Here is a 19,755-nt window from a genome sequence, read left to right on the forward strand (position 1 = left end):
CCGCGAACCTGGGGGACCCACGATCTGGGACCCCGGTTGCTGCATCGCAATATTGGCGCTTTTTTGATCGCGTTTTCAGCGGGATAAACCCTAAATTTAGGTGGCTGGCTCTAACCGAGCAGGATCCTGGAAAGCGGTGTTTTCGATAAGCATTTGATTTTTAATAAATTTATTCTTCGATGATAATCTTGCCTGCTTTTCATATTATGGTGTTGCATTTCGCACTATAAATTTTCTTGCGTCGCAGCATTCGGTTTGCTACACTGCAGTCATTGGTTGTTGTGCTTCACAGCAACGCTGCAAGTGTCTCCTCCACCCTCCTCCTTTGGTGGATTTAACCCGGACCCATTGAGGTTCGGGTTTTTTTTTGTGCCGCCGGAAACGCCGTTTACCGGCGGGGCGTTTTTTCTGTATAATCAACGGCTTTTCCGGAAATGCCCACGGAAAAAGCATCAGGGAGAGCCTGCAAGCACAGGACTGCGCTATGTGACCTTGAGTCACCGGGACGCGGCCGGCAGACAAGCAGGAAGTTGGTGTCAATGGGGCAAATGCATTTTATTTGGATCGATCATGAAGACGTTTTCCGCTAAGCCGGCAGAGGTGACGCGCGAATGGTTTGTGATTGACGCGACGGACAAAGTCCTCGGCCGTGTCGCCAGCGAAGTGGCACGCCGTCTGCGCGGCAAGCACAAGCCTGAATTCACGCCGCACGTTGATACTGGTGACTACATCATCATCGTCAATGCTGCCAAGCTGAAAGTCACGGGCGCAAAGCAAACTGACAAGAAGTACTACCGTCACACGGGTTACCCGGGCGGTATCTACGAGACCACGTTTGGCAAGATGCAAGAGCGTTTCCCGGGCCGTGCGCTCGAGAAGGCTGTCAAGGGCATGCTGCCGAAGGGTCCGCTGGGCTACGCGATGATCAAGAAGCTGAAGGTGTATGCCGACGGCAATCATCCGCACGAAGCGCAGCAACCGAAGTCGCTCGAGATCTAAGGGCCACGCCATGTTCAAAAACGATTGGAATTACGGCACCGGCCGTCGCAAGAGCGCTGTTGCTCGCGTGTTCATCAAGGCTGGCAAGGGCGACATCGTCGTCAATGGCAAGCCGATCAAAGAGTATTTTGCTCGTGAAACGTCGCTGATGATCGTTCGTCAGCCGCTCGAGCTGACCAACCACGGCGAAACGTTCGACATCAAGGTCAACGTTTCGGGCGGCGGTGAAACGGGTCAGGCCGGTGCGGTTCGCCACGGCATCACCCGCGCACTGATCGACTACGACGCGACGCTCAAGCCGACGCTGTCGAACGCTGGCTTCGTCACGCGCGATGCCCGTGAAGTCGAACGTAAGAAGGTTGGCTTCCACAAAGCCCGCCGTCGCAAGCAATTCTCGAAGCGTTAATCGTCCGAGTGCTTGTGGGCGTCCACTTCGGTGGATGCAGGGAAAGGCCGCCTCGCGCGGCCTTTTCTCATTTTGGGACACTGCGGGGCACCCTTCGCGGCGCTTTGCGCCGGGGGCGTGGCCGTCCCACAAGTGTCGTCGAAGCTTGATAGAATCGCGGTTCCGATTGAAAGGGGTAGGACATGGTCAAGGTAGGTATCGTAGGCGGCACCGGCTATACCGGTGTGGAGCTGCTCCGCTTGCTGGCGCAGCATCCGGAAGTGAAGTTGACGGCAATTACCTCGCGCAAGGAAGCGGGTACGCCGGTCGCCGACATGTATCCGAACCTGCGAGGCCGTGTCGACCTGGCGTTCTGCACGCCCGACGACGCCCGTCTCACCGACTGCGACGTGGTCTTTTTCGCCACGCCGCACGGTGTGGCCATGGCGCAGGCCCGCGAACTGCTGGCCGCCGGAGTGCGTGTGATCGACCTCGCGGCCGACTTCCGTCTGAAGGACACGGCGACGTTCGAGAAGTGGTACGGCATGCCGCACGCGTGCCCGGACATCCTTGAGGAAGCGGTCTACGGTCTGCCCGAAATCAACCGCGAGAAGATCAAGAGCGCGCGTGTCATCGGCCTGCCGGGGTGTTATCCGACGTCCGTGCAACTGGGTTACGCGCCGTTGTTCGCCGGTGGCCGCAAGCTGGTCGATCCGAAGCATCTGATCGCCGACGCCAAGTCGGGCGCGAGCGGGGCCGGACGCAAGGGCGAGACATCGCTGATCCTCGCGGAGACGGCCGACAACTTCAAGGCGTATGGCGTGAAGGGCCATCGCCATCACCCGGAAATCAAACAGGGACTCGAAGCGATCGCCGGTTACGACGTCGGTCTGACGTTCGTACCGCATCTGCTGCCCACGATTCGCGGCATCCATTCGACGCTGTACGCAACGATCCTGCCCGAAGCACGCGATACCGATTTCCAGGCGCTGTTCGAAACGTATTACGCCGGCGAACCATTCGTGGACGTGCTGCCGGCAGGTTCGATGCCGGAAACGCGCTGGGTGCGCGCGTCGAACTACGTGCGCTTGGCCGTGCACCGTCCAAACGATGGCGACACACTGGTGATCCTCGTAGTCGAGGACAATCTGGTCAAGGGCGCATCCGGCCAGGGCGTGCAATGTATGAACCTGATGTTCGGCTTGCCGGAGAACATGGGGCTGACCCATATTCCCGTACTGCCGTAACGGTATTTATCGTCACTAAACCCTTGATTTTTCGGCCATCGGCACGATTTGGGGAATAGGGCTAGAATGACACCAAACCGATTTATGGAGATTTGCGATGAGCGCACTGCTTGAGGACGCCGTCACGGAAATGCCCGCATTCCTGGTCTTTACCGACAGCGCGGCGGACAAGGTCAAGCAATTGATCGACGAAGAAGGCAACCCGGACCTGAAACTGCGCGTGTTCGTGCAGGGTGGCGGTTGCTCGGGCTTCCAGTATGGTTTCACTTTCGATGAAGACGTCAACGAAGACGATACCGTGCTCGACAAGAACGGCGTGTCGCTGCTGATCGACTCGATGAGCTATCAATACCTCGTCGGCGCGGAAATCGACTACAAGGAAGACATCAACGGCGCACAGTTCGTGATCAAGAACCCGAACGCAACCACGACCTGTGGCTGCGGTTCCTCGTTCTCGGTCTGATCGACGACGCGGCGAGCGCTGCGAACCGAACGGGCGGCCCCAAACGCGTTTGACTCGTTTCGCGGTGGTTGCATGCGCTTCGGTGTCGCGCTGGCCGCCAGAGACAAAAAAACCCCTCATAGCGAGGGGTTTTTTGTGCCGTTGATTGTGCTGATCGCCCGCTTCTGTCCAGTGCGTCCAACAGATCGTTCCTGAGGTCGTCGATGTGCTCGATGCCGACGGCGTAGCGCACCAGATCGTCCGGGATGGTGTCGGCGCCGGCGGTTTGCGCTCTTGTGCCGCCCCACATCGTCGCCACGTGGATGGCGAGGGAGTTCACGCCCCCCAGACTGCCGGCAATCTGCGGGATGCGCAGCCCGGCGACGAGGCGTCTGGCGGCGTGGGCGCCGGCTTTCACCCGGAAGGTCAGTACGCCGCCAAACCCGCGCATCTGCGTGCGCGCGAGTGCGAACTGCGGATGACACGTGAGCCCCGGATATCTCACCTCGCCGACACCCGGATGCTCGCAAAGGCAGCGCGCCAGCGCCAGCGCGTTCCGGTTGATCCGTTCCATTCTCAGCGGGAACGTGCGAATGCCGCGCAACAGTAGCCAGGCATCCATGGGCGAGAGGACCGATCCCACGCCTACGTGTGTGCGCCAGATGCGTTCGACCAACACTTCGCTAGTGCAGATGATGCCGCCCGTCAGGTCGTGATGCCCGCCCAAATACTTCGTGGCGCTGTGAACGACGATATCGACACCCAATGCGTGGGGCTGCTGATTCAGGGGCGACGCGAAGGTGTTGTCCGCGACAGTGAGAATGCCGTGCGACTTCGCCACGAGCGCAACGCCCGCAACGTCGGTCAGTTCGAGCAAGGGGTTGGCGGGCGATTCGAGCACGATGAGTTTTGTGTTTTTCCGAATTGCCCGGACGAAGGCCGCCGTATCCGTCTGGTCCACCAGCGACACTTCGACACCGAAGCGTTTGAGCATGCCGTCCAGCAGATTGGCCGTGCTCATGTAATGCCGCCGCTGGGCGACCACATGGTCGCCGGCGCCGAGCAGCGCGAGCAGCGTCGTGGTGAGTGCGCCCATGCCCGATCCGGTGACGAGGGCGGTCTGCGTGCCTTCGAGCCTGGCCATCACAGCCTTGACCCGTTCATGCACCGGATTGCCGTAGCGTGTGTAATTCCTGGGATGCTGCGGCAGCGTCGACATTTCGAGGAAATCGCGTTCGCACGATGCGGCGAAGACAGCGCTGTAATGAATGGCAGGCGCGACGCCCGGTTCTTCCGTGACGCCGCGATCGCTGACGATGGATGCGGTCTCGATGCGGAGCATATCGGCGCACCCTATCGTTTCGCGCCTTCGATCTTCCCATTGCCGATGAGTGTAGCGAGGTACGCCATTCCCTCGCGGTTGGGCAATTCCTTGTAGCCGGTGATCCACCGGCGACAGCCTTCGGCGCCGCACACGCATCTGAACTGCCGGGCCAGCGTCTCTTCGGTGGACGCGTAGTCCATGGTGAGGAACTCTCCCGCCTCGATATCGCGTAGTGCATAAATATCGAGGCGGTGCATGTCCAACACTACGGAAGGCGAGCATGAGTGCAGCAGCATGCCCGCAAAGTTCGGATCGTAAAGATGGGTTGTCTCGCTGACCTGCAACGTGTGCAACCTGCGCTGATTGCCGAGCAAGCCGGTCATGCGGCTCACGAGTTCTGCGCGAACGAACGGGACCAATGCCCGCACGCCCCGATCTTCTCCCGCGCCATATCGGCAGACCTCGAACTTCGATGGCGACGGATATTCGTCTTCCAGTGATTCGAACAGATAAGAAAAGTGCATTTCGCCCATGATGAATTCCCACTGAGAAACGTCTTAAGAAGCGCAGCGAGGCGCGGAGTCGACGTCGAAACAGTGGCACACGAGCCGATGGCCCGTGACCGAATTCGGTGCGTTTTGGGGGCGGTCCTGCGTATCGCCGTGGATGGAGGTCGCGGCGTAGGCCGACGCCCGCGTGGGACGCGACGCGCTGATTGCCGAGGGAAAGGGGGCGATAGCGGCGTTAAGGGGCGTTAGGTGGCGTTAAGGGCTTGAGGGGCTTGAGGGGCTTAGGGGCTTAAGGGGCGTTCACCCGCTGGGAGGTGCCGTTCAGCGCGGGTAGATTGCGCCCAGAATGCGAGGCCCTCTCGCGCCGGTGACCGATGGCAAATTGCCCGGCTCGCGCGCGACGCAGCGCTCGGCAAGCCACGCGAAAGCGCGTGCCTCGACCTGATGCGGCGGCACGCCGAGCGCTTCGGTCGTCGCCACCGTCACGCCCGGCAGCCGGGCGGCGATGGCCTGCATGAGGGTGCTGTTACGTGTGCCACCGCCACAGGCGTAGAAACCCCGGCAGCCGGGCGCGTAGCGCAGAACGTCGTCGACAACGCACTGCGCGGTGAGTGCGACGAGTGTTGCCTGCACATCCACAGGGCTGACATGCGGGAATGCGCGCAGACGGGCGTCGAGCCACGCCGCGTGAAAGAGGTCGCGCCCCGTGCTTTTCGGCGGCGCTTGCCGGAAGTAGGGCTCACTCAACAACGCGGCGAGCAGGCCGTCGTCGATGTGTCCGGTGGCGCCCCATGCGCCGCCGTCGTCGTAGGGCATTCCGAGATGCCGCGCCGCCCAGCCGTCGAGCAAGGCATTGCCCGGGCCGCAATCGAAGCCGAACACGGGACTGGCGGGATGGGCCGTTTGGGAATCCGGATCGGTTCCGGGCTGGAACGGGGCCGTCGCCGGCAGGATCGTGATGTTGCTGATGCCGCCGAGATTGCAGACGACGCGGGTCTCGTCCACCGCCGCGAACACCGCCTGATGGAAGGCGGGCACGAGCGGTGCGCCCTGGCCGCCGGCGGCGACATCGCGGCTGCGGATATCGGCGACGACGTCGATGCCGGTCAGCTCGGCAAGAAGGGCGGGGGCGTTGAGTTGGCGCGTGTAACCGACGCCGTCGAATTCGCCCGGCCGGTGACGGATCGTTTGCCCGTGCGCGCCGATGGCGGCCACGGCCGTCGCCGGCAAGCTCGCCGACGCGAGCATTTGCGCCACGCACGCCGCGTAGATGCGCACCAGCGCATTGGCCGCCAGTGCTTCCTTGTGCAACTCGTTTTCCGACGGCGCCTGAAGCGCCATCAGCGTCTCGCGCAGCTCGGCCGGGAACGGGAGGTAGGCTTCGGCAAGCACCCGGCCGCCGGCAGACGCCACGAGTACCCCGTCGACCCCGTCCAGACTCGTGCCGGACATCAGACCGATGTAGTGAGCGCGGGCGGGCGTAACCGGATCGGTAGCAGCAGACGTAACCGACGTGATAGACGTAACAGCGGGCGGGCGGATGTCGGTCATGGGCGCAGTGCGGACTCCAGCATGCCTCAATCGCGTTCGGCGACTTGCACGGTGCGCATCAAATCGATGCGCTTGAGCAGGTTTTCGGCGTACATGTCGAACAGCTTCAGGCGATTGCCCGAGAGCGGTGCGACGGCTGCCACGTCCGTGGAGAACGGGTTGCGCGGCACGCCATTCAGGCGCAGTTCGTAGTGCAGATGCGGGCCGGTGGCCCAGCCTGTCTGACCGACGAAACCGATGACCTGGCCTTGCGTCACGCGTGTGCCGGGCTTCATGCCGGGACCGAAGCCGGACAGGTGGGCGTAGCGCGTCTGATAGTTGCCCGCGTGATCGATTTCGACCAGATTGCCGTAACCGCTCTGCATGCCGACGAATTTGACCACGCCGTCGCCTGCCGCGAACACGCGGGTGCCGACAGGGGCTGCCAGATCCACGCCTTCGTGCTTCTTCCACTTGTGCTGGAACGGGTGCTCGCGCCCGCCGAACGCCGACGAAATACGCGAGAACTCGACCGGCGTGCGCAGAAACGCCTGCTTCAGGTTGCGGCCGTCGAAGCCGTAATAAGCGCCTTCGGGCGCCCCTTGCGGGTCAGCGTACCAGATCGCCTGATGCGTCTTGCCCTGATTGATGAACTCGATGGCGAGTACGCGGCCGGTGCGCACCGTGCGGTCCTGCTGCTTGATCACTTCGTATACGAGGCGGAAGCGGTCGCCACGACGCACGTCGCGCTGGAAGTTGATCACGCCGGAGAAAATGTTCACCATCTGCGCGACGACCGCGTCGGGCACGCCCGCATCGTCCATTGCGGTGAAGAAATTGCCGGCGATTGCGCCGGAGCGCATGGCCCATTCGGTGTCGTTCGCCAACTGCTCCATGCGTGCGCGCAGACGACCGTCGTCGTTACGCTCGATGACCAGTTGCTGCGCGGCGGCGCTGCTGGTCGAGAGCACCGTGGAGAGCGTGACGAGCTTGCCGTCGTCGTCGGTTTCGGCCTGCACGACCTGCCCGGCGGGCACGCCGATCAGGCGACGGGCGACGGCATTCTCGCGGATGAACTTCTCGGCGGCGGGGTCCTGAATCGACAGTCGCGAGAGCATGTCGCCGAGAGTCTCGCCGCGGCGCAGCGCCACTTGATGGATAAAGGTCTGGGACTGCGCGTCGAGCTGCTGGATCTGTCGGGCCAGGTCGGGGAAGGTGAGCGGTAAAGTCACGCTCGCGCCGTTGCGTGCCGAATCCGGCACCATCGGTGCCACGCCGAAAGCGGTCACCATTCCCAACGTCAGGGCCGAACCGACCGTTGCCACGATTTGCACCTTTCTGCGACGGTGCTTCGGCTGCGTGGGATCGATCAGGGTCAGCAGTTCACGCGCAAAAAAATCACGGAGTTTTGGCCACATCACGTAAAATTCTGCGCAACTTACGAAAACGCCCGGGCGGAGCGACACGCTTCGTGATTGCCTGCCGGAATTTCCGGGGCAACCCGGCGTCGCTTCGGCCCGAGCCGAGAATTGAGCGGCGATTATAGCAGACCCGCCGCTGCCTCCGCCTTTACTGACTGGATAAGGGGAAACCCCTGAAGCAGTCTGGACAATGATGTTATGACAAGTGAACACGCACTCACCTCGGAAAGGAAGTACCCCGTGACCGATGCCGCCCGTGCTGCGCTGGCCATCGCCAAGCGCGGTTGCGACGAGTTGCTCGTCGAAGAGGAGTTCCTGCAAAAGCTGGCGCGCAGCGAAGCGACGGGCAAGCCGTTGCGCATCAAGCTGGGTCTGGATCCGACCGCGCCCGACATCCACATCGGTCACACGGTGGTGCTCAACAAGATGCGCCAGTTGCAGGATATGGGGCACACCGTCATCTTCCTGATCGGTGATTTCACCTCGCTGATCGGCGACCCCTCGGGTCGTAACAGCACGCGCCCGCCGCTCACGCGCGAGCAGATCGAGGCAAACGCCCGGACCTATTTCGAGCAGGCGGCGCTGGTGCTCGATCGCGAGAAGACCGAAATTCGCTACAACAGCGAATGGTCGATGAAGCTGGGCGCCGACGGCATGATCAAGCTCGCGTCGCGTTACACCATGGCGCGCATGCTCGAGCGCGAAGACTTCACGAAGCGTTTCCAGGGGGGCGTGCCCATCGCCATCCACGAATTCCTCTATCCGCTCATGCAGGGCTACGACTCGGTGGCGCTGGAGTCCGATCTGGAACTCGGCGGCACGGACCAGAAGTTCAACCTGCTCGTGGGCCGCGAATTGCAGAAGCAATACGGTCAGGAGCCGCAGTGCATCCTGACAATGCCGCTGCTCGAAGGGCTGGATGGCGTCGAGAAGATGTCGAAGTCCAAGAACAACTACATCGGGATCAGCGAGAAGCCGAGCGAGATGTTCGGCAAGCTGATGAGCATTTCGGACGACCTGATGTGGCGGTACTACGAGCTGCTGTCGTTCCGTACGCTCGAAGAGATCGCGCAGCTGCGCAGGGATGTCGAAGGCGGTCGCAATCCGCGCGATGTGAAGGTGCTGCTCGGTCAGGAAATCGTGGCGCGCTTCCACTCGCAAGCCGACGCCGAGCGCGCGCTCGAGGACTTCAACGCACGCGCCAAGGGCGGCGTGCCGGACGATATTCCGGAAGTTTCCCTCGACGGCGCACCGTTGGGCATTGCGCAGCTACTCAAGCAGGCGGGGCTGGTGCCCTCCACGTCGGAAGCCAACCGCAACATCGAACAGGGCGGCGTGCGTATCGATGGCGAAGTCGTGTCCGACAAGGGCGCGAAGATCGGCGCCGGCACTTACGTCGTGCAGGTCGGCAAGCGCCGCTTTGCGCGCGTGACGCTCGCCTGAGCGTTGTCTGCGTTCATGGCATTCCTGCCCTTTGCGGTCTTTGTCGCGCGATACCGATGATTGCCCTCATTCAGCGTGTGCTCGAAGCGGCGGTGACGGTCGATGGCCGCACCGTCGGTGCTATTGGACCGGGCCTGCTCGCCCTCGTGTGCGCGGAGCGCGGCGACACCGAGGCGAGTGCGGACAGGCTGCTCGCGAAGCTGCTCGGCTACCGCGTGTTTTCGGATGAAGCGGGCAAGATGAACCGCAGCGTGGCGAGTCTCGACGGCAAGACCGACGGCACCGGCGCCGCGGGCGGCCTTCTGCTCGTCTCGCAGTTCACGCTGGCCGCCGACACCAACAGCGGCACCCGGCCGAGCTTCACGCCGGCGGCCAGTCCGGCCGACGGCAAGCGTCTGTTCGATCATTTCGTCGCGCAGGCGCGAATGCGCCATCCTGTCGTGGAAACCGGCGAGTTCGGCGCACACATGCGTGTCTCGCTCGTCAACGACGGGCCGGTGACGTTCTGGTTGCAGACGCGGCCCGAAGCTGGCTAGGGCCTGCGGGCCGGTGCCCTGCGCCGGTGAGATCGGAATCGTCCTGAAGTGCATGGGCGGCCGCACGCGATTCGCACTGGTGTGATACCGTCGTCGGGTTCTGAATTCACAGCTTGGGAGAATCTGATGAAAGTCTGGAGTGACTCGTTTGCCGACAATGCCGCAATGGACGTGCAATTCGCCTTCGGCAAACCGGATGCACAATCGCACGTTGCGCTGTCGCAGAACAAGAATCCCCATCTGGCCTGGTCGGACGTGCCCGCCGGCACGCGCTCGTTTGTCGTGATCTGTACCGACAGCGACGTGCCGAGCCGGGGCGACGACGTGAACAAGGAAGGCCGCGAAGTGCCCGCGGATCTGCCGCGCGTCGACTTCTTCCACTGGGTGCTGGTCGACGTGCCGGCATCGGTTGGCGAAATTCCGGCGGCCAGCCACAGCAATCACGTCACGCCGCGCGGCAAGTTCGGCCCGGACGCGCTCGACGGCATGCGTCATGGTGTGAACGACTACACCGCGTGGTTCGCCGGCGACGAGTCCATGAAGGGCGACTACTACGGCTATGACGGGCCGTGCCCGCCGTGGAACGACACGATCGTCCACCACTATCACTTCACCGTGTATGCGCTGGACGTCGCGCGCGTGCCGCTCGATGGCCGCTTCGACGGCAACGACGTGCTCGCCGCGATCAAGCCGCACGTGCTGGGCAGCGCGACCGTGACCGGCACTTACTCGCTCAATCCGAAGGTGCGCTGAGCGGCAGGCGGCGGCGCCGCCCGTGTTCCCCATTCCTCCGTAATCGCCATTGCTTCGATGACCCGCACGACCACCACCCTGACCCTGATTCGCCACGGCGAGACCGACTGGAACCGCATCAAACGGATTCAGGGGCATACGGACATTCCGCTGTCGAGCGAGGGGGAGCGTCAGGCGATGTTGCTGGGCGAGCGCATTGCGCGCGAGGTGGCGGCGCATGGCAGCGCGTTCGATCATGTGTTGACGAGCGACTTGCGGCGCGCGGTGCAGACGGCGCAGCCCGTTGCGCATGCGTGCGGGTTGCCGCTCGTACGAACGGAGCGCCTTCGGGAGCGTCACTACGGCGCTTTCGAGACGCGCGTGCCCGACGAGATTCAGGCGGCGTTCCCGCAGGACTATGCGCGCTGGCAGACACGCGATCCGGACTTCGTGATCCCGGGGGGCGAGTCGATGCGTGGCTTCTACACGCGTATTACCGGTTTCATCGCGCAGGTGCTGCGCGACTATGCCGGGCAGCGTGTGGCGCTCGTCGCGCACGGGGGCGTGCTCGACTGCTGCTATCGACTCGCGACGAATCTCGCACTGGCCGAGCCGCGCGCGTACCCGCTGCTCAATGCCAGCGTGAACCGTCTCTCGTACGACGGCGAGCGTTGGCAGGTGCTGAGTTGGGCAGACGTCGGGCATCTGGACGATGCTGTGCGCGACGAAAGCAACGACAAACCGGCGGACGTTGCCGCCGGCGATCGCGTCGATCCGCGCGTGGTGTAACCGACGGCGCGGGTTCGGCCGTGGCCCGACGCCTTTAGCGCTCCCACGAAGGTTCCGTCACGACGACGGCGGGCGTCGCCAATGCGCGGCGTCGTGCGCGATGCGCCACACTGTTGCGCATCGACCAGCGTGCGACCCGAGCCATGTGACGCACGGCAGGACGCACCGTCAGACGACGAATCGTCGCCCTGTCGTCGAAGCCTAGCATCGTCTGCGCCCATTCGGGCAGCAGGTCGACGCCGGCGCGGAACAACAACCCGCTGAACACGCGCGCGCCGGCGAACGGCGCCGGTAAATTGCGCAGCACACGCACCACTTCCCCGGTGCGCTCGCTCGCGCTCAAGGCCGGGCGCATCGCGTCGAGATAGTCGTCGATCTGCGCTACGCTCGTGGGCACCTCGCGGGCACCGAGCGCGACCGCAATGCGTGCGACTTCCGCGTAATAACGATCCTGATCGCTGCGCGAGAACGCAGGTTGTTTGTAGACGAGATAGCTGCGCAGGAAGCTCGATGTTTCGGCGACGTGCACCCACGTGAGCAGATCGGGATCGTAAGCGGCATACGGACGCCCGTCGGGCGCGGTGCCCGTGACCTGACGATGGATACGCCGCACGCGCTCGAGCAGGGCTTGCGCGTCGGCGGTATTGCCGAAGGTCGTGCCGCCGATGAACGTGGCGGTACGGCGCAACCGGCCCATGACGTCCTGCCGGAACGTCGAGTGGTCCCAGACGCCGGCCATGGCCAGCGGATGCAACGATTGCAGCAGCAATGCGCTCACGCCGCCGATCATCATCGAGGTGAAATCGCCGTGAACATGCCAGCACGCGGCATCGGGGCCGAACAGGCCGGGGTCGCCGTCAGGGGTATCGTAGTTCAGACGCGGCGCTCCGGGGCCTGACGTCAGGCTCACGAGCCGCATGGCGATGGCGTGACGCAGACGGCCCGAGACACCCACCACCGGCCCGGCGGGACGCAAGGGCGTTGCCGGGGGCGGTGTGGGGAGATCGTCGTGCGATGCCATTTCGGAGAATCCAGGTATCTGAGTATCGGGGGACCAACCGGGGAGCAACCGGGGACCAACGAGTGGCCAACGGAGGACCAACGTCCCGGCGGGGCCGTGACGCGGTACGCCGCACGCGCGCGGCTACTTGCCGGTCGCGTCCGGCGACCAGAGCGATCCGCTTTCCGGCACGCTGCCGGGCGCCGCAAGACCGAAGTGACGGTAGGCGGCGAGCGTGGCGACACGCCCGCGCGGCGTACGTTGCAGGAAGCCCTGCTGAATCAGGTACGGCTCGATCACGTCCTCGATGGTGTCGCGCTCTTCGCCGATCGCGGCGGCGAGGTTGTCGACGCCGACCGGGCCACCGTCGAACTTGTGCAGTACCGCTTCAAGCAGCTTGCGGTCCATGACGTCGAAGCCGACCGGATCGACGTCGAGCATCGACAGCGCGGCGTCGGCCACCGCGGCCGTAATGCGGCCATCGGCCTTCACTTCGGCGAAGTCGCGCACACGGCGCAGCAGACGGTTGGCGATGCGCGGCGTGCCGCGGGCGCGGCGCGCAATCTCATATGCGCCGTCCTCGGCAATGGCGGCGCCGAGCAGTCCTGCCGAGCGCCGCACGATGCCCGCGAGTTCTTCCGCCGTATAAAACTCGAGGCGAGCCACGATCCCGAAGCGGTCGCGCAGCGGATTGGTCAACATGCCGGCGCGGGTCGTGGCGCCCACGAGCGTGAACGGCTGGAGATCGAGCTTGACGCTGCGCGCGGCCGGACCTTCGCCGATCATGATGTCGATCTGATAGTCCTCGAGCGCCGGATACAGAATTTCCTCGACGACCGGCGAGAGTCGGTGGATTTCGTCGATGAACAGGACGTCGTTCGCTTCGAGATTGGTCAGCAGCGCGGCGAGATCGCCCGGGCGTTCCAGCACCGGCCCGGACGTCTGGCGCAGATGCACGCCCATTTCGCGGGCGATGATGTGGGCGAGCGTCGTCTTGCCCAGACCCGGCGGGCCGAAGAGCAGCACGTGGTCGAGCGGTTCCGAGCGCTTGCGGGCCGCCTCGATGAAGATTTCGAGCTGTTCGCGCACCTTGCGCTGGCCGACGTATTCGTCGAGCAGCTTGGGGCGCAGCGCGCGCTCGAAGGCTTCTTCGTTGGGCGAGACCGGGGTCGGTGCGATGATGCGCTCGGCGGCGAGTTTGTCGGTTTCTATCATGGCTGCATTGTAGCGCTTCGGGCGTCGCTTGCCGGGGCAGTGAGAGCCCGGCAAACGGGGGAGTCCGGCTCAAAATCCGACTCAGCCCACCAGACGCCCGCGTTTCACACGCAGGCCCCTGGTGGCCAGCGCCGCGGAGACCTCGGCCAGCGCCGCGTATGTTTCGCCGTTGTGCGCATGGCAGATAGCCACGCCGAGCGCGTCGGAGGCGTCCTTGCCGGGCGTGCCGGTGAGCGTGAGCAGGCGGGTCACCATCTCCTGCACCTGCTCCTTGCGGGCGCGTCCGTAACCGACGACGGCCTGTTTCAACTGCATGGGTGTGTATTCGAAGACTTCCAGCCCGCCCACCGACAGCGCCGTGATGGCCGCTCCGCGCGCCTGACCGAGCAGCAGCGTGGACTGCGGGTTGACGTTGACGAACACCTTTTCGATAGCGGCCTGATCGGGCCGGTAGGTGTCGACCAGTTCCGCCACGCTCTCGAAGATGATGCGCAACCGGGCGGGCAGGGAGCCTTCGCCGGTACGGATGACGCCGCTCGTCACGTATTGCAGGCGGTTGCCGTGCTTTTCGAGCACGCCGAAGCCGGTGACGCGCAGGCCGGGGTCGATACCAAGGATTCTCATGCGGGGGCCAATGACCGGCGCGCTGCGCCGATGCGGGCAAAAAAGCCAATATGGCCCGTATTCTGGCATACCCGCGCCGGGTCGCGTCGATTTGCCGCAGGCCGCGCGGCATCGGGCGCGCGGTGCTGCGCGTCGCGAGACGGCGGATTGTTGTACATTGCTTGTTGTTCAAGATATTCGACGGCCTGCTGCCGGGCCACCCCTTCCCGATGCTCTGGATCAAAGCGCTTCACATCGTTTTCGTCGCCTCGTGGTTTGCCGGTCTGTTCTATCTGCCGCGCATTTTCGTCAACCTGGCGATGGAAAGCGATCCCCGCGCGACGCAACGTCTGCTGCTCATGGCGCGCAAGCTCTACCGCTTCATGACGATCCTCGCCGTGCCCGCACTCGCTTTCGGACTGATTCTCTGGCTGTACTATGGCATCGGCCGCCACGGCGGCTGGTTGCACGCCAAGCTGCTGATCGTCGTGCTGCTCATCGGTTACCACCACGCGTGCGCAAGCCTGCTGCGCAAATTCGAGAATGGACGCAACACGCGTTCGCACCGCTGGTATCGCTATTTCAACGAGATTCCGGTGCTGGGTCTGCTCGGAGCGGTCATTCTCGCGGTGGTCAAACCGTTCTGACCGAATCGATTGACGAAGGCCCGAATGCCGGGCCATCGCCGTTTCGCGAACGCCACATCGTCATGCATCCATAGCGCCGGTCATCGAGCGCCAACCATCGATAGCAAGAGGAGTTTGCCGTGAGTCTGAGCTGCGAGTATTTCCTGGCGACGCAGTCGCCCTACGTCTACCTGGGGCACGCGCGTTTCGTCGAACTGGCGCGTCGATACGACGTCCGGATCCAGCTCAAGCCGATGGATCTCGGGCGTGTCTTCAACGGTTCGGGCGGTCTGCCGCTCGCCAAGCGCGCGCCGCAGCGTCAGGCGTATCGTCTGGTGGAACTGGCGCGCTGGTCGAAGTACCTCGGTGTGCCGCTCACGCTGGAACCGAAATTTTTTCCCGTGGCGGGCGATCCGTCCGCACGTCTGGTCGTCGCAACACAACTCGCACATGGCACGGACAAGGCGCTCGAACTGATCGGCGCCATCTCGAAGGCGCTGTGGGTCGAAGAGCGCAACATTGCCGACGACGCAACGCTGCAAGCCATCGCCAATGGATTGTCGCTCGACGGCAAGTCGCTGCTCGCGGCATCGGGCGGGCCGAGCGTGCAGGCCGCCTACGATGCGAATACCGATGACGCCGAGCGCGCAGGCGTGTACGGCGCGCCCTGGTTCGTCTTCGAAGGCGAGCCGTATTGGGGGCAGGACCGTCTCGATTTTCTCGAGCGGGCATTTGCCGAAGCCCGCGCGAAAAAGGGTTGAGCCCGCGAGTCCCCATAGCGGAGCGTTTCGGCCGCTGCCCCGCGTTGAGCGCCGCGGCGGCAATCCCGCAGGAGCGAAGAGCATGAGTCGTCCGGAAGTTGTGTTGTACAAGGGCGTGCCGCCGGATGTGCGCGCACGCTTGGCAGAGCATTTTTCCCTGATCGAATTCGACGGGGTGAACGACGGCAATCGCGCCGAGTTCGCCGCGGCGCTCGGCCGTGCCGATGGTGCCATCGGCGTTGGCGTGAACGTCACGCCCGCACTGCTCGACGGTGCGCCGAAGCTCAGGGCATGGGCCACCATCTCGGTGGGTTACGACCAGTTCGACGTGCCCGAGCTTACGCGTCGCGGCATCAAACTGATGAACACGCCCGACGTGCTCACGCAAACCACGGCGGACACAGTGTTCGCGCTGGTGCTCTCGAGCGCGCGCCGTGTCGTCGAACTGGCCGAACTGGTGAAAGCCGGTGGCTGGAAGGCGAGTCTCGGCGAAGAACACTTCGGGACCGACGTGCAAGGCAAGACGCTCGGCATCGTCGGCATGGGCCGCATCGGCGGTGCGGTGGCCCGTCGTGCGGCACTCGGCTTCGGCATGAAAGTGCTGTACAGCAACCGCTCGCGCAACGAGGCGGCGGAGAAGGCGTACGGTGCGCAACACCGTACGCTGCCCGAACTGCTCGCGCAGTCGGATTTCGTCGTGACGCTCGTGCCGCTGTCGCCGGCGACCGAACGTCTGATCGGTGCGGCCGAGTTCGCGCAAATGAAGCGGGGCGCGATCTTCATCAACGCGGCGCGTGGCAAGGTGATCGACGAAGCGGCGCTGGTCGACGCGCTGGCGCGCGGCCATTTGCGCGCTGCCGGTCTGGATGTGTTCGAGCGCGAGCCGGTCCCGGTCGACTCGCCGCTGCTCAGGATGAAGAACGTGGTGGCCCTGCCGCATATCGGTTCGGCCACGCATGAAACGCGTCATGCGATGGCGTCGTGTGCTGCCGACAATCTCATTGCCGCACTCACCGGCAAACCGCTGCAAAACGTCGTGAATCCCTAGTGCCGCATCACTTCCCGTCGTTCGCAGTACGACGGCGATTGATGACTTCCTTCGCGCGCGCGAGTTGCGAAGGAAGCCGGTCCCCGAGCCGTAGCGCCATGCCCACGGCGAGCACGTCGCCGATGGCCAGATGGGCGATACGGGAAGTGAGCGGCGAGTAGACGTCGGTATCTTCGTCGACGTCGGCATACAGCGCGACCGTCGCCTGACGCGCCAGTGGCGAGTTGCTGTGCGTGATGGCAATGACGCTCGCCCCGGCCGAGCGCGCAAGCATGGCGGCTTCCAACAAGTCCTGCGTGCGCCCCGTATTCGAGATCGCAACGACCACATCCCCTCGTCCGAGCAGTGCAGCGGACATGCCATAGACGTGCGGATCGTTGTATGCCACGGCAGGCACGCCGAGCCGGAAGAACTTGTGCTGCATGTCCTGCGCGGCGATGCCGGATGCCCCGGCGCCGTAAAACTCGATGCGATGCGCACGGGCGAGCAGGTCGATGGCCTGTCCGATGCTGTCGGGCGAGAGGTTGTTGCGCACCTGCATGAGGCTGCCGATGGTGCGGTCGAGCACCTTGCTGGCGATGCCGGGCACGGGTTCGTCCGGGCGCACGTCGCGGTGCACGAACGGCACACCCTGGGCGATGCCCTGCGCCAGACGGATCTTGAACTCGCGATAGCCGCTGCATCCGACCGCCTGACAGAAGCGGGCAATCGTCGGCTGGCTCACGTTGGCACGCTCGGCGAGTTCGTTCATCGACAAATCGACGACTTCGCGTGGTGCATCCAGGACATAGGTCGCAAGCTTGCGCTCCGAGGGGCGCAACTGGGTCAGCGTGGCTTCGATTCGGTTAAGCATGGGCAGGCAGGCACCAACAAAAGCAGACGCGCCGCGATGGCCGCAACGCGTCGTTCCCCGTATTGCCGTCGTGACGCGTCGTCGGCCCATGGCCGAAAGCGCGTGACGGACCGGCTTGTCAGGCGCCCACTATAGCACCCGCGTGCGGTATCGCAGGGGCCGTTCACCCGCTTGCCGGACATCGGTAAGTCATCAGAAATGTACAAAAACTACAAAAATACAGTATTTCATATTATGGTGCGGTGTTTCTTGATGCGACATGAATTCGCGTAAGTGACGGAAACAACTCGGTAAAATCCCGAGGGGAGTCGCCTTTCGATTGATGGGATGTAGAATTTCTACTAAACTCCGCTCCCAATTGCCTTATGCGGCATCTCTCCGGAGGCGCCGCCATCCCATTACCGGCGTGACCTTTTCCGCATGATGTCCGAGCCAACGAAGCCCCTGCACCCGACCGTAATGGCCGTCACCGCGCGCATTGTTGCGCGCAGCCGCGACACGCGTGCCGCCTACCTCGCTCGCATCGACGCCAGTGCCGGACGGTTTCCGCAGCGCGGCGCGCTCTCCTGCGCCAATCTCGCGCATGGCTTCGCCGCCATGCCGGTCAACGACAAGTTGATTTTGCGCGAGCAGCGCCGGCCGAACGTCGGCATCGTCACCGCGTACAACGACATGCTCTCGGCGCACCAACCGTACGAGCAGTACCCCGCGCGCCTGCGTGAAGCGGCACGCAGGCTTGGCGCGACGGCGCAGGTGGCGGGCGGCGTGCCGGCAATGTGCGACGGCGTGACGCAAGGCAACGCGGGCATGGAGTTGTCGCTGTTTTCGCGTGAAATCATTGCGATGAGCACGGCCGTCGCGCTCTCGCACAACATGTTCGACGCGGCGCTCATGCTTGGCGTGTGCGACAAGATCGTGCCTGGGCTCGTGATCGGCGCGTTGCAGTTCGGGCATCTGCCGACGATCTTCGTGCCCGCCGGACCGATGGCGAGCGGCTTGTCGAACGACGAGAAGGCGAAGATCCGCCAGTGGTACGCCACGGGCAAAGTGGGCCGCGACGCCCTGCTCGAATCCGAGTCGCAGGCGTATCACAGCGCCGGCACGTGCACGTTCTACGGCACGGCCAACAGCAACCAGTTGCTCATGGAAATCATGGGCTTGCATCTGCCCGGCGCGGCTTTCGTGCATCCGCACACGCCGCTGCGCGACGCGCTGACCGACGCAGCGCTCGCGCGCGTGCTGGCCATCGGCGCGGATACCCCCGATTACACCCCTGTCGGCCATGTGGTCGACGAACGTGCGGTCGTCAATGGCATCGTGGGCCTGCTGGCGACCGGCGGCTCCACCAATCACACGCTGCATCTGGTGGCGATGGCGCGCGCCGCGGGCGTTGTCATCGACTGGGACGATTTCGATGCGCTCTCGGCCATCGTGCCGCTCATGGCGCGCGTGTATCCGAACGGCAAGGCGGACGTGAACCATTTCCACGCGGCGGGCGGCATGGGCTTTCTGATCGGCGAGTTGCTCGATGCCGGTCTGCTGCACGACGATGTGAAGACGGTGGCCGGCCCGGGCCTTGCCCGTTACCGCGCCGAGCCGTGGTTGTCGCCCGAAGGGCTGGCGTGGCGCGCAGGGAGCGCCTACAGTGGTGATCGTGACGTCCTGCGCGGCCATGCCGAACCGTTCGCCCCCGATGGCGGGCTGCGGCTCATGCACGGCAATCTCGGGCGCGGCGTCATCAAGGTGTCGGCGGTCAAGCCGGAACATCGGCGCGTGGCTGCAACGGCACGCGTATTTACTTCGCAGGAAGCGGTCCAGGCCGCGTTCGACGCGGGCGAGCTGCGTCGCGACGTGATCGTGGTGTTGCGTGGCCAGGGGCCGCGCGCCAATGGCATGCCCGAGCTGCATCGCCTCACCCCGCTGCTCGGTGTCTTGCAGGACGAAGGGTTTGCCGTGGCGCTCGTGACGGACGGCCGGATGTCCGGCGCATCGGGCAAGGTGCCCGCCGTGATTCATGTGTCGCCCGAGGCCGCTGGCGGCGGGCCGCTCGCCCGCGTGCGCGACGGCGATCCGATCGTGCTCGACGCGAACGCCGGCATGTTGCACGCCGAAGTCTCGCCGGACGAATGGGCCAGGCGCGAGATAGCGCTGGTGCCGGTTTCGGGCGACGACACCGGGCGTGGGCTCTTCGGCCACATGCGTGCGGCCGTGGGTGCAGCGGAAACGGGCGCTTCCGTGTTCTTCGGTACCGAGTGACGAACCGTCGTCCGCCATCGGCAATCGTCACTGCAT

20 protein-coding genes are annotated in these 19,755 nt (G+C 64.1%); 12 read left to right on the plus strand and 8 right to left on the minus strand.

The genetic code is table 11. From position 1 onward, the window contains the following. Nucleotides 1–570: 570 nt before the first annotated feature. The 4 genes from rplM to erpA all read left to right on the plus strand — a co-directional run bounded on the left by rplM (nt 571) and on the right by erpA (nt 3,094). Nucleotides 571–999 carry a 50S ribosomal protein L13 gene (gene rplM / locus AB870_RS03975; protein WP_010805091.1) on the plus strand — a complete coding sequence of 143 codons (429 nt, stop codon included), beginning with the start codon at nt 571–573 and terminating at the stop codon, nt 997–999. A gap of 10 nt (nt 1,000–1,009) precedes the next feature. Next, entirely contained in the window at nt 1,010–1,405 is a 396-nt protein-coding gene (rpsI, locus tag AB870_RS03980) for a 30S ribosomal protein S9 (protein WP_044454227.1), read from the plus strand. A gap of 182 nt (nt 1,406–1,587) precedes the next feature. Then, the gene (gene argC / locus AB870_RS03985) at nt 1,588–2,631 is read left to right on the plus strand and encodes an N-acetyl-gamma-glutamyl-phosphate reductase (RefSeq protein WP_047907031.1); all 1,044 of its coding nucleotides are present in this window, start codon (nt 1,588–1,590) and stop codon (nt 2,629–2,631) included. Nucleotides 2,632–2,728: 97 nt separating this feature from the next. Next, complete coding sequence (erpA, locus tag AB870_RS03990; protein ID WP_044454229.1) at nt 2,729–3,094, plus strand: iron-sulfur cluster insertion protein ErpA; 366 nt, start codon at nt 2,729–2,731, stop codon at nt 3,092–3,094. Here erpA and AB870_RS03995 read toward each other — a convergent pair. The 4 genes from AB870_RS03995 to AB870_RS04010 form a co-directional block, all read right to left on the minus strand. Then, nucleotides 3,039–4,415 (minus strand): trans-sulfuration enzyme family protein, encoded by a 1,377-nt coding sequence (locus AB870_RS03995; RefSeq protein WP_064674762.1) that lies wholly within the window; start codon nt 4,413–4,415, stop codon nt 3,039–3,041. The two genes, erpA and AB870_RS03995, sit on opposite strands and share 56 nt — an antisense overlap. 11 nt (nt 4,416–4,426) lie before the next feature. Then, complete coding sequence (locus tag AB870_RS04000) at nt 4,427–4,930, minus strand: SET domain-containing protein-lysine N-methyltransferase (protein ID WP_047907032.1); 504 nt, start codon at nt 4,928–4,930, stop codon at nt 4,427–4,429. A 297-nt stretch (nt 4,931–5,227) separates the two neighbouring features. After that, nucleotides 5,228–6,358, minus strand: a complete 1,131-nt coding sequence (locus AB870_RS04005; protein ID WP_047907033.1) for an anhydro-N-acetylmuramic acid kinase — start codon at nt 6,356–6,358, stop codon at nt 5,228–5,230. A 125-nt stretch (nt 6,359–6,483) separates the two neighbouring features. Next, nucleotides 6,484–7,854, minus strand: a complete 1,371-nt coding sequence (locus AB870_RS04010; RefSeq protein WP_047907034.1) for a M23 family metallopeptidase — start codon at nt 7,852–7,854, stop codon at nt 6,484–6,486. Between the two features lie 201 nt (nt 7,855–8,055). Here AB870_RS04010 and tyrS point away from each other — a divergent pair, with 201 nt between their 5' ends. The 4 genes from tyrS to AB870_RS04030 all read left to right on the plus strand — a co-directional run bounded on the left by tyrS (nt 8,056) and on the right by AB870_RS04030 (nt 11,357). After that, nucleotides 8,056–9,300, plus strand: a complete 1,245-nt coding sequence (gene tyrS / locus AB870_RS04015) for a tyrosine--tRNA ligase (RefSeq protein WP_047907035.1) — start codon at nt 8,056–8,058, stop codon at nt 9,298–9,300. Between the two features lie 56 nt (nt 9,301–9,356). Continuing rightward, the gene (gene dtd, locus AB870_RS04020) at nt 9,357–9,836 is read left to right on the plus strand and encodes a D-aminoacyl-tRNA deacylase (protein WP_047907036.1); all 480 of its coding nucleotides are present in this window, start codon (nt 9,357–9,359) and stop codon (nt 9,834–9,836) included. A 126-nt stretch (nt 9,837–9,962) separates the two neighbouring features. Further along, nucleotides 9,963–10,589 (plus strand): YbhB/YbcL family Raf kinase inhibitor-like protein, encoded by a 627-nt coding sequence (locus tag AB870_RS04025; RefSeq protein WP_047907037.1) that lies wholly within the window; start codon nt 9,963–9,965, stop codon nt 10,587–10,589. Between the two features lie 57 nt (nt 10,590–10,646). Continuing rightward, nucleotides 10,647–11,357 (plus strand): histidine phosphatase family protein, encoded by a 711-nt coding sequence (locus AB870_RS04030; RefSeq protein WP_047907038.1) that lies wholly within the window; start codon nt 10,647–10,649, stop codon nt 11,355–11,357. A 34-nt stretch (nt 11,358–11,391) separates the two neighbouring features. Here AB870_RS04030 and AB870_RS04035 read toward each other — a convergent pair whose 3' ends face one another. The 3 genes from AB870_RS04035 to ruvC all read right to left on the minus strand — a co-directional run bounded on the left by AB870_RS04035 (nt 11,392) and on the right by ruvC (nt 14,196). Continuing rightward, complete coding sequence (locus tag AB870_RS04035; RefSeq protein WP_053059548.1) at nt 11,392–12,378, minus strand: oxygenase MpaB family protein; 987 nt, start codon at nt 12,376–12,378, stop codon at nt 11,392–11,394. A gap of 123 nt (nt 12,379–12,501) precedes the next feature. Then, complete coding sequence (gene ruvB, locus AB870_RS04040) at nt 12,502–13,572, minus strand: Holliday junction branch migration DNA helicase RuvB (RefSeq protein WP_047907039.1); 1,071 nt, start codon at nt 13,570–13,572, stop codon at nt 12,502–12,504. 81 nt (nt 13,573–13,653) lie between these two features. Beyond that, nucleotides 13,654–14,196, minus strand: coding sequence for a crossover junction endodeoxyribonuclease RuvC (gene ruvC / locus AB870_RS04045; protein WP_047907040.1), 543 nt, complete (start codon nt 14,194–14,196; stop codon nt 13,654–13,656). Nucleotides 14,197–14,405: 209 nt separating this feature from the next. On the opposite strand from ruvC, the gene AB870_RS04050 reads away from it, so the two are divergent. The 3 genes from AB870_RS04050 (at nt 14,406) to AB870_RS04060 (ending at nt 16,610) form a co-directional block, all read left to right on the plus strand. Further along, entirely contained in the window at nt 14,406–14,822 is a 417-nt protein-coding gene (locus AB870_RS04050) for a CopD family protein (RefSeq protein ID WP_047908774.1), read from the plus strand. A 119-nt stretch (nt 14,823–14,941) separates the two neighbouring features. Next, complete coding sequence (locus tag AB870_RS04055) at nt 14,942–15,562, plus strand: 2-hydroxychromene-2-carboxylate isomerase (RefSeq protein WP_047907041.1); 621 nt, start codon at nt 14,942–14,944, stop codon at nt 15,560–15,562. Nucleotides 15,563–15,644: 82 nt separating this feature from the next. After that, entirely contained in the window at nt 15,645–16,610 is a 966-nt protein-coding gene (locus AB870_RS04060) for an NAD(P)-dependent oxidoreductase (RefSeq protein ID WP_047907042.1), read from the plus strand. A 7-nt stretch (nt 16,611–16,617) separates the two neighbouring features. Here AB870_RS04060 and AB870_RS04065 read toward each other — a convergent pair whose 3' ends face one another. Beyond that, nucleotides 16,618–17,463, minus strand: coding sequence for a MurR/RpiR family transcriptional regulator (locus AB870_RS04065; protein WP_047907043.1), 846 nt, complete (start codon nt 17,461–17,463; stop codon nt 16,618–16,620). Nucleotides 17,464–17,886: 423 nt separating this feature from the next. Here AB870_RS04065 and edd point away from each other — a divergent pair, with 423 nt between their 5' ends. Continuing rightward, nucleotides 17,887–19,719 (plus strand): phosphogluconate dehydratase, encoded by a 1,833-nt coding sequence (gene edd, locus AB870_RS04070; RefSeq protein WP_047908775.1) that lies wholly within the window; start codon nt 17,887–17,889, stop codon nt 19,717–19,719. The last annotated feature ends 36 nt before the right edge of the window (nt 19,720–19,755 follow it).

The organism is Pandoraea faecigallinarum (assembly GCF_001029105.3).
GTDB classification, from domain to species: domain Bacteria; phylum Pseudomonadota; class Gammaproteobacteria; order Burkholderiales; family Burkholderiaceae; genus Pandoraea; species Pandoraea faecigallinarum.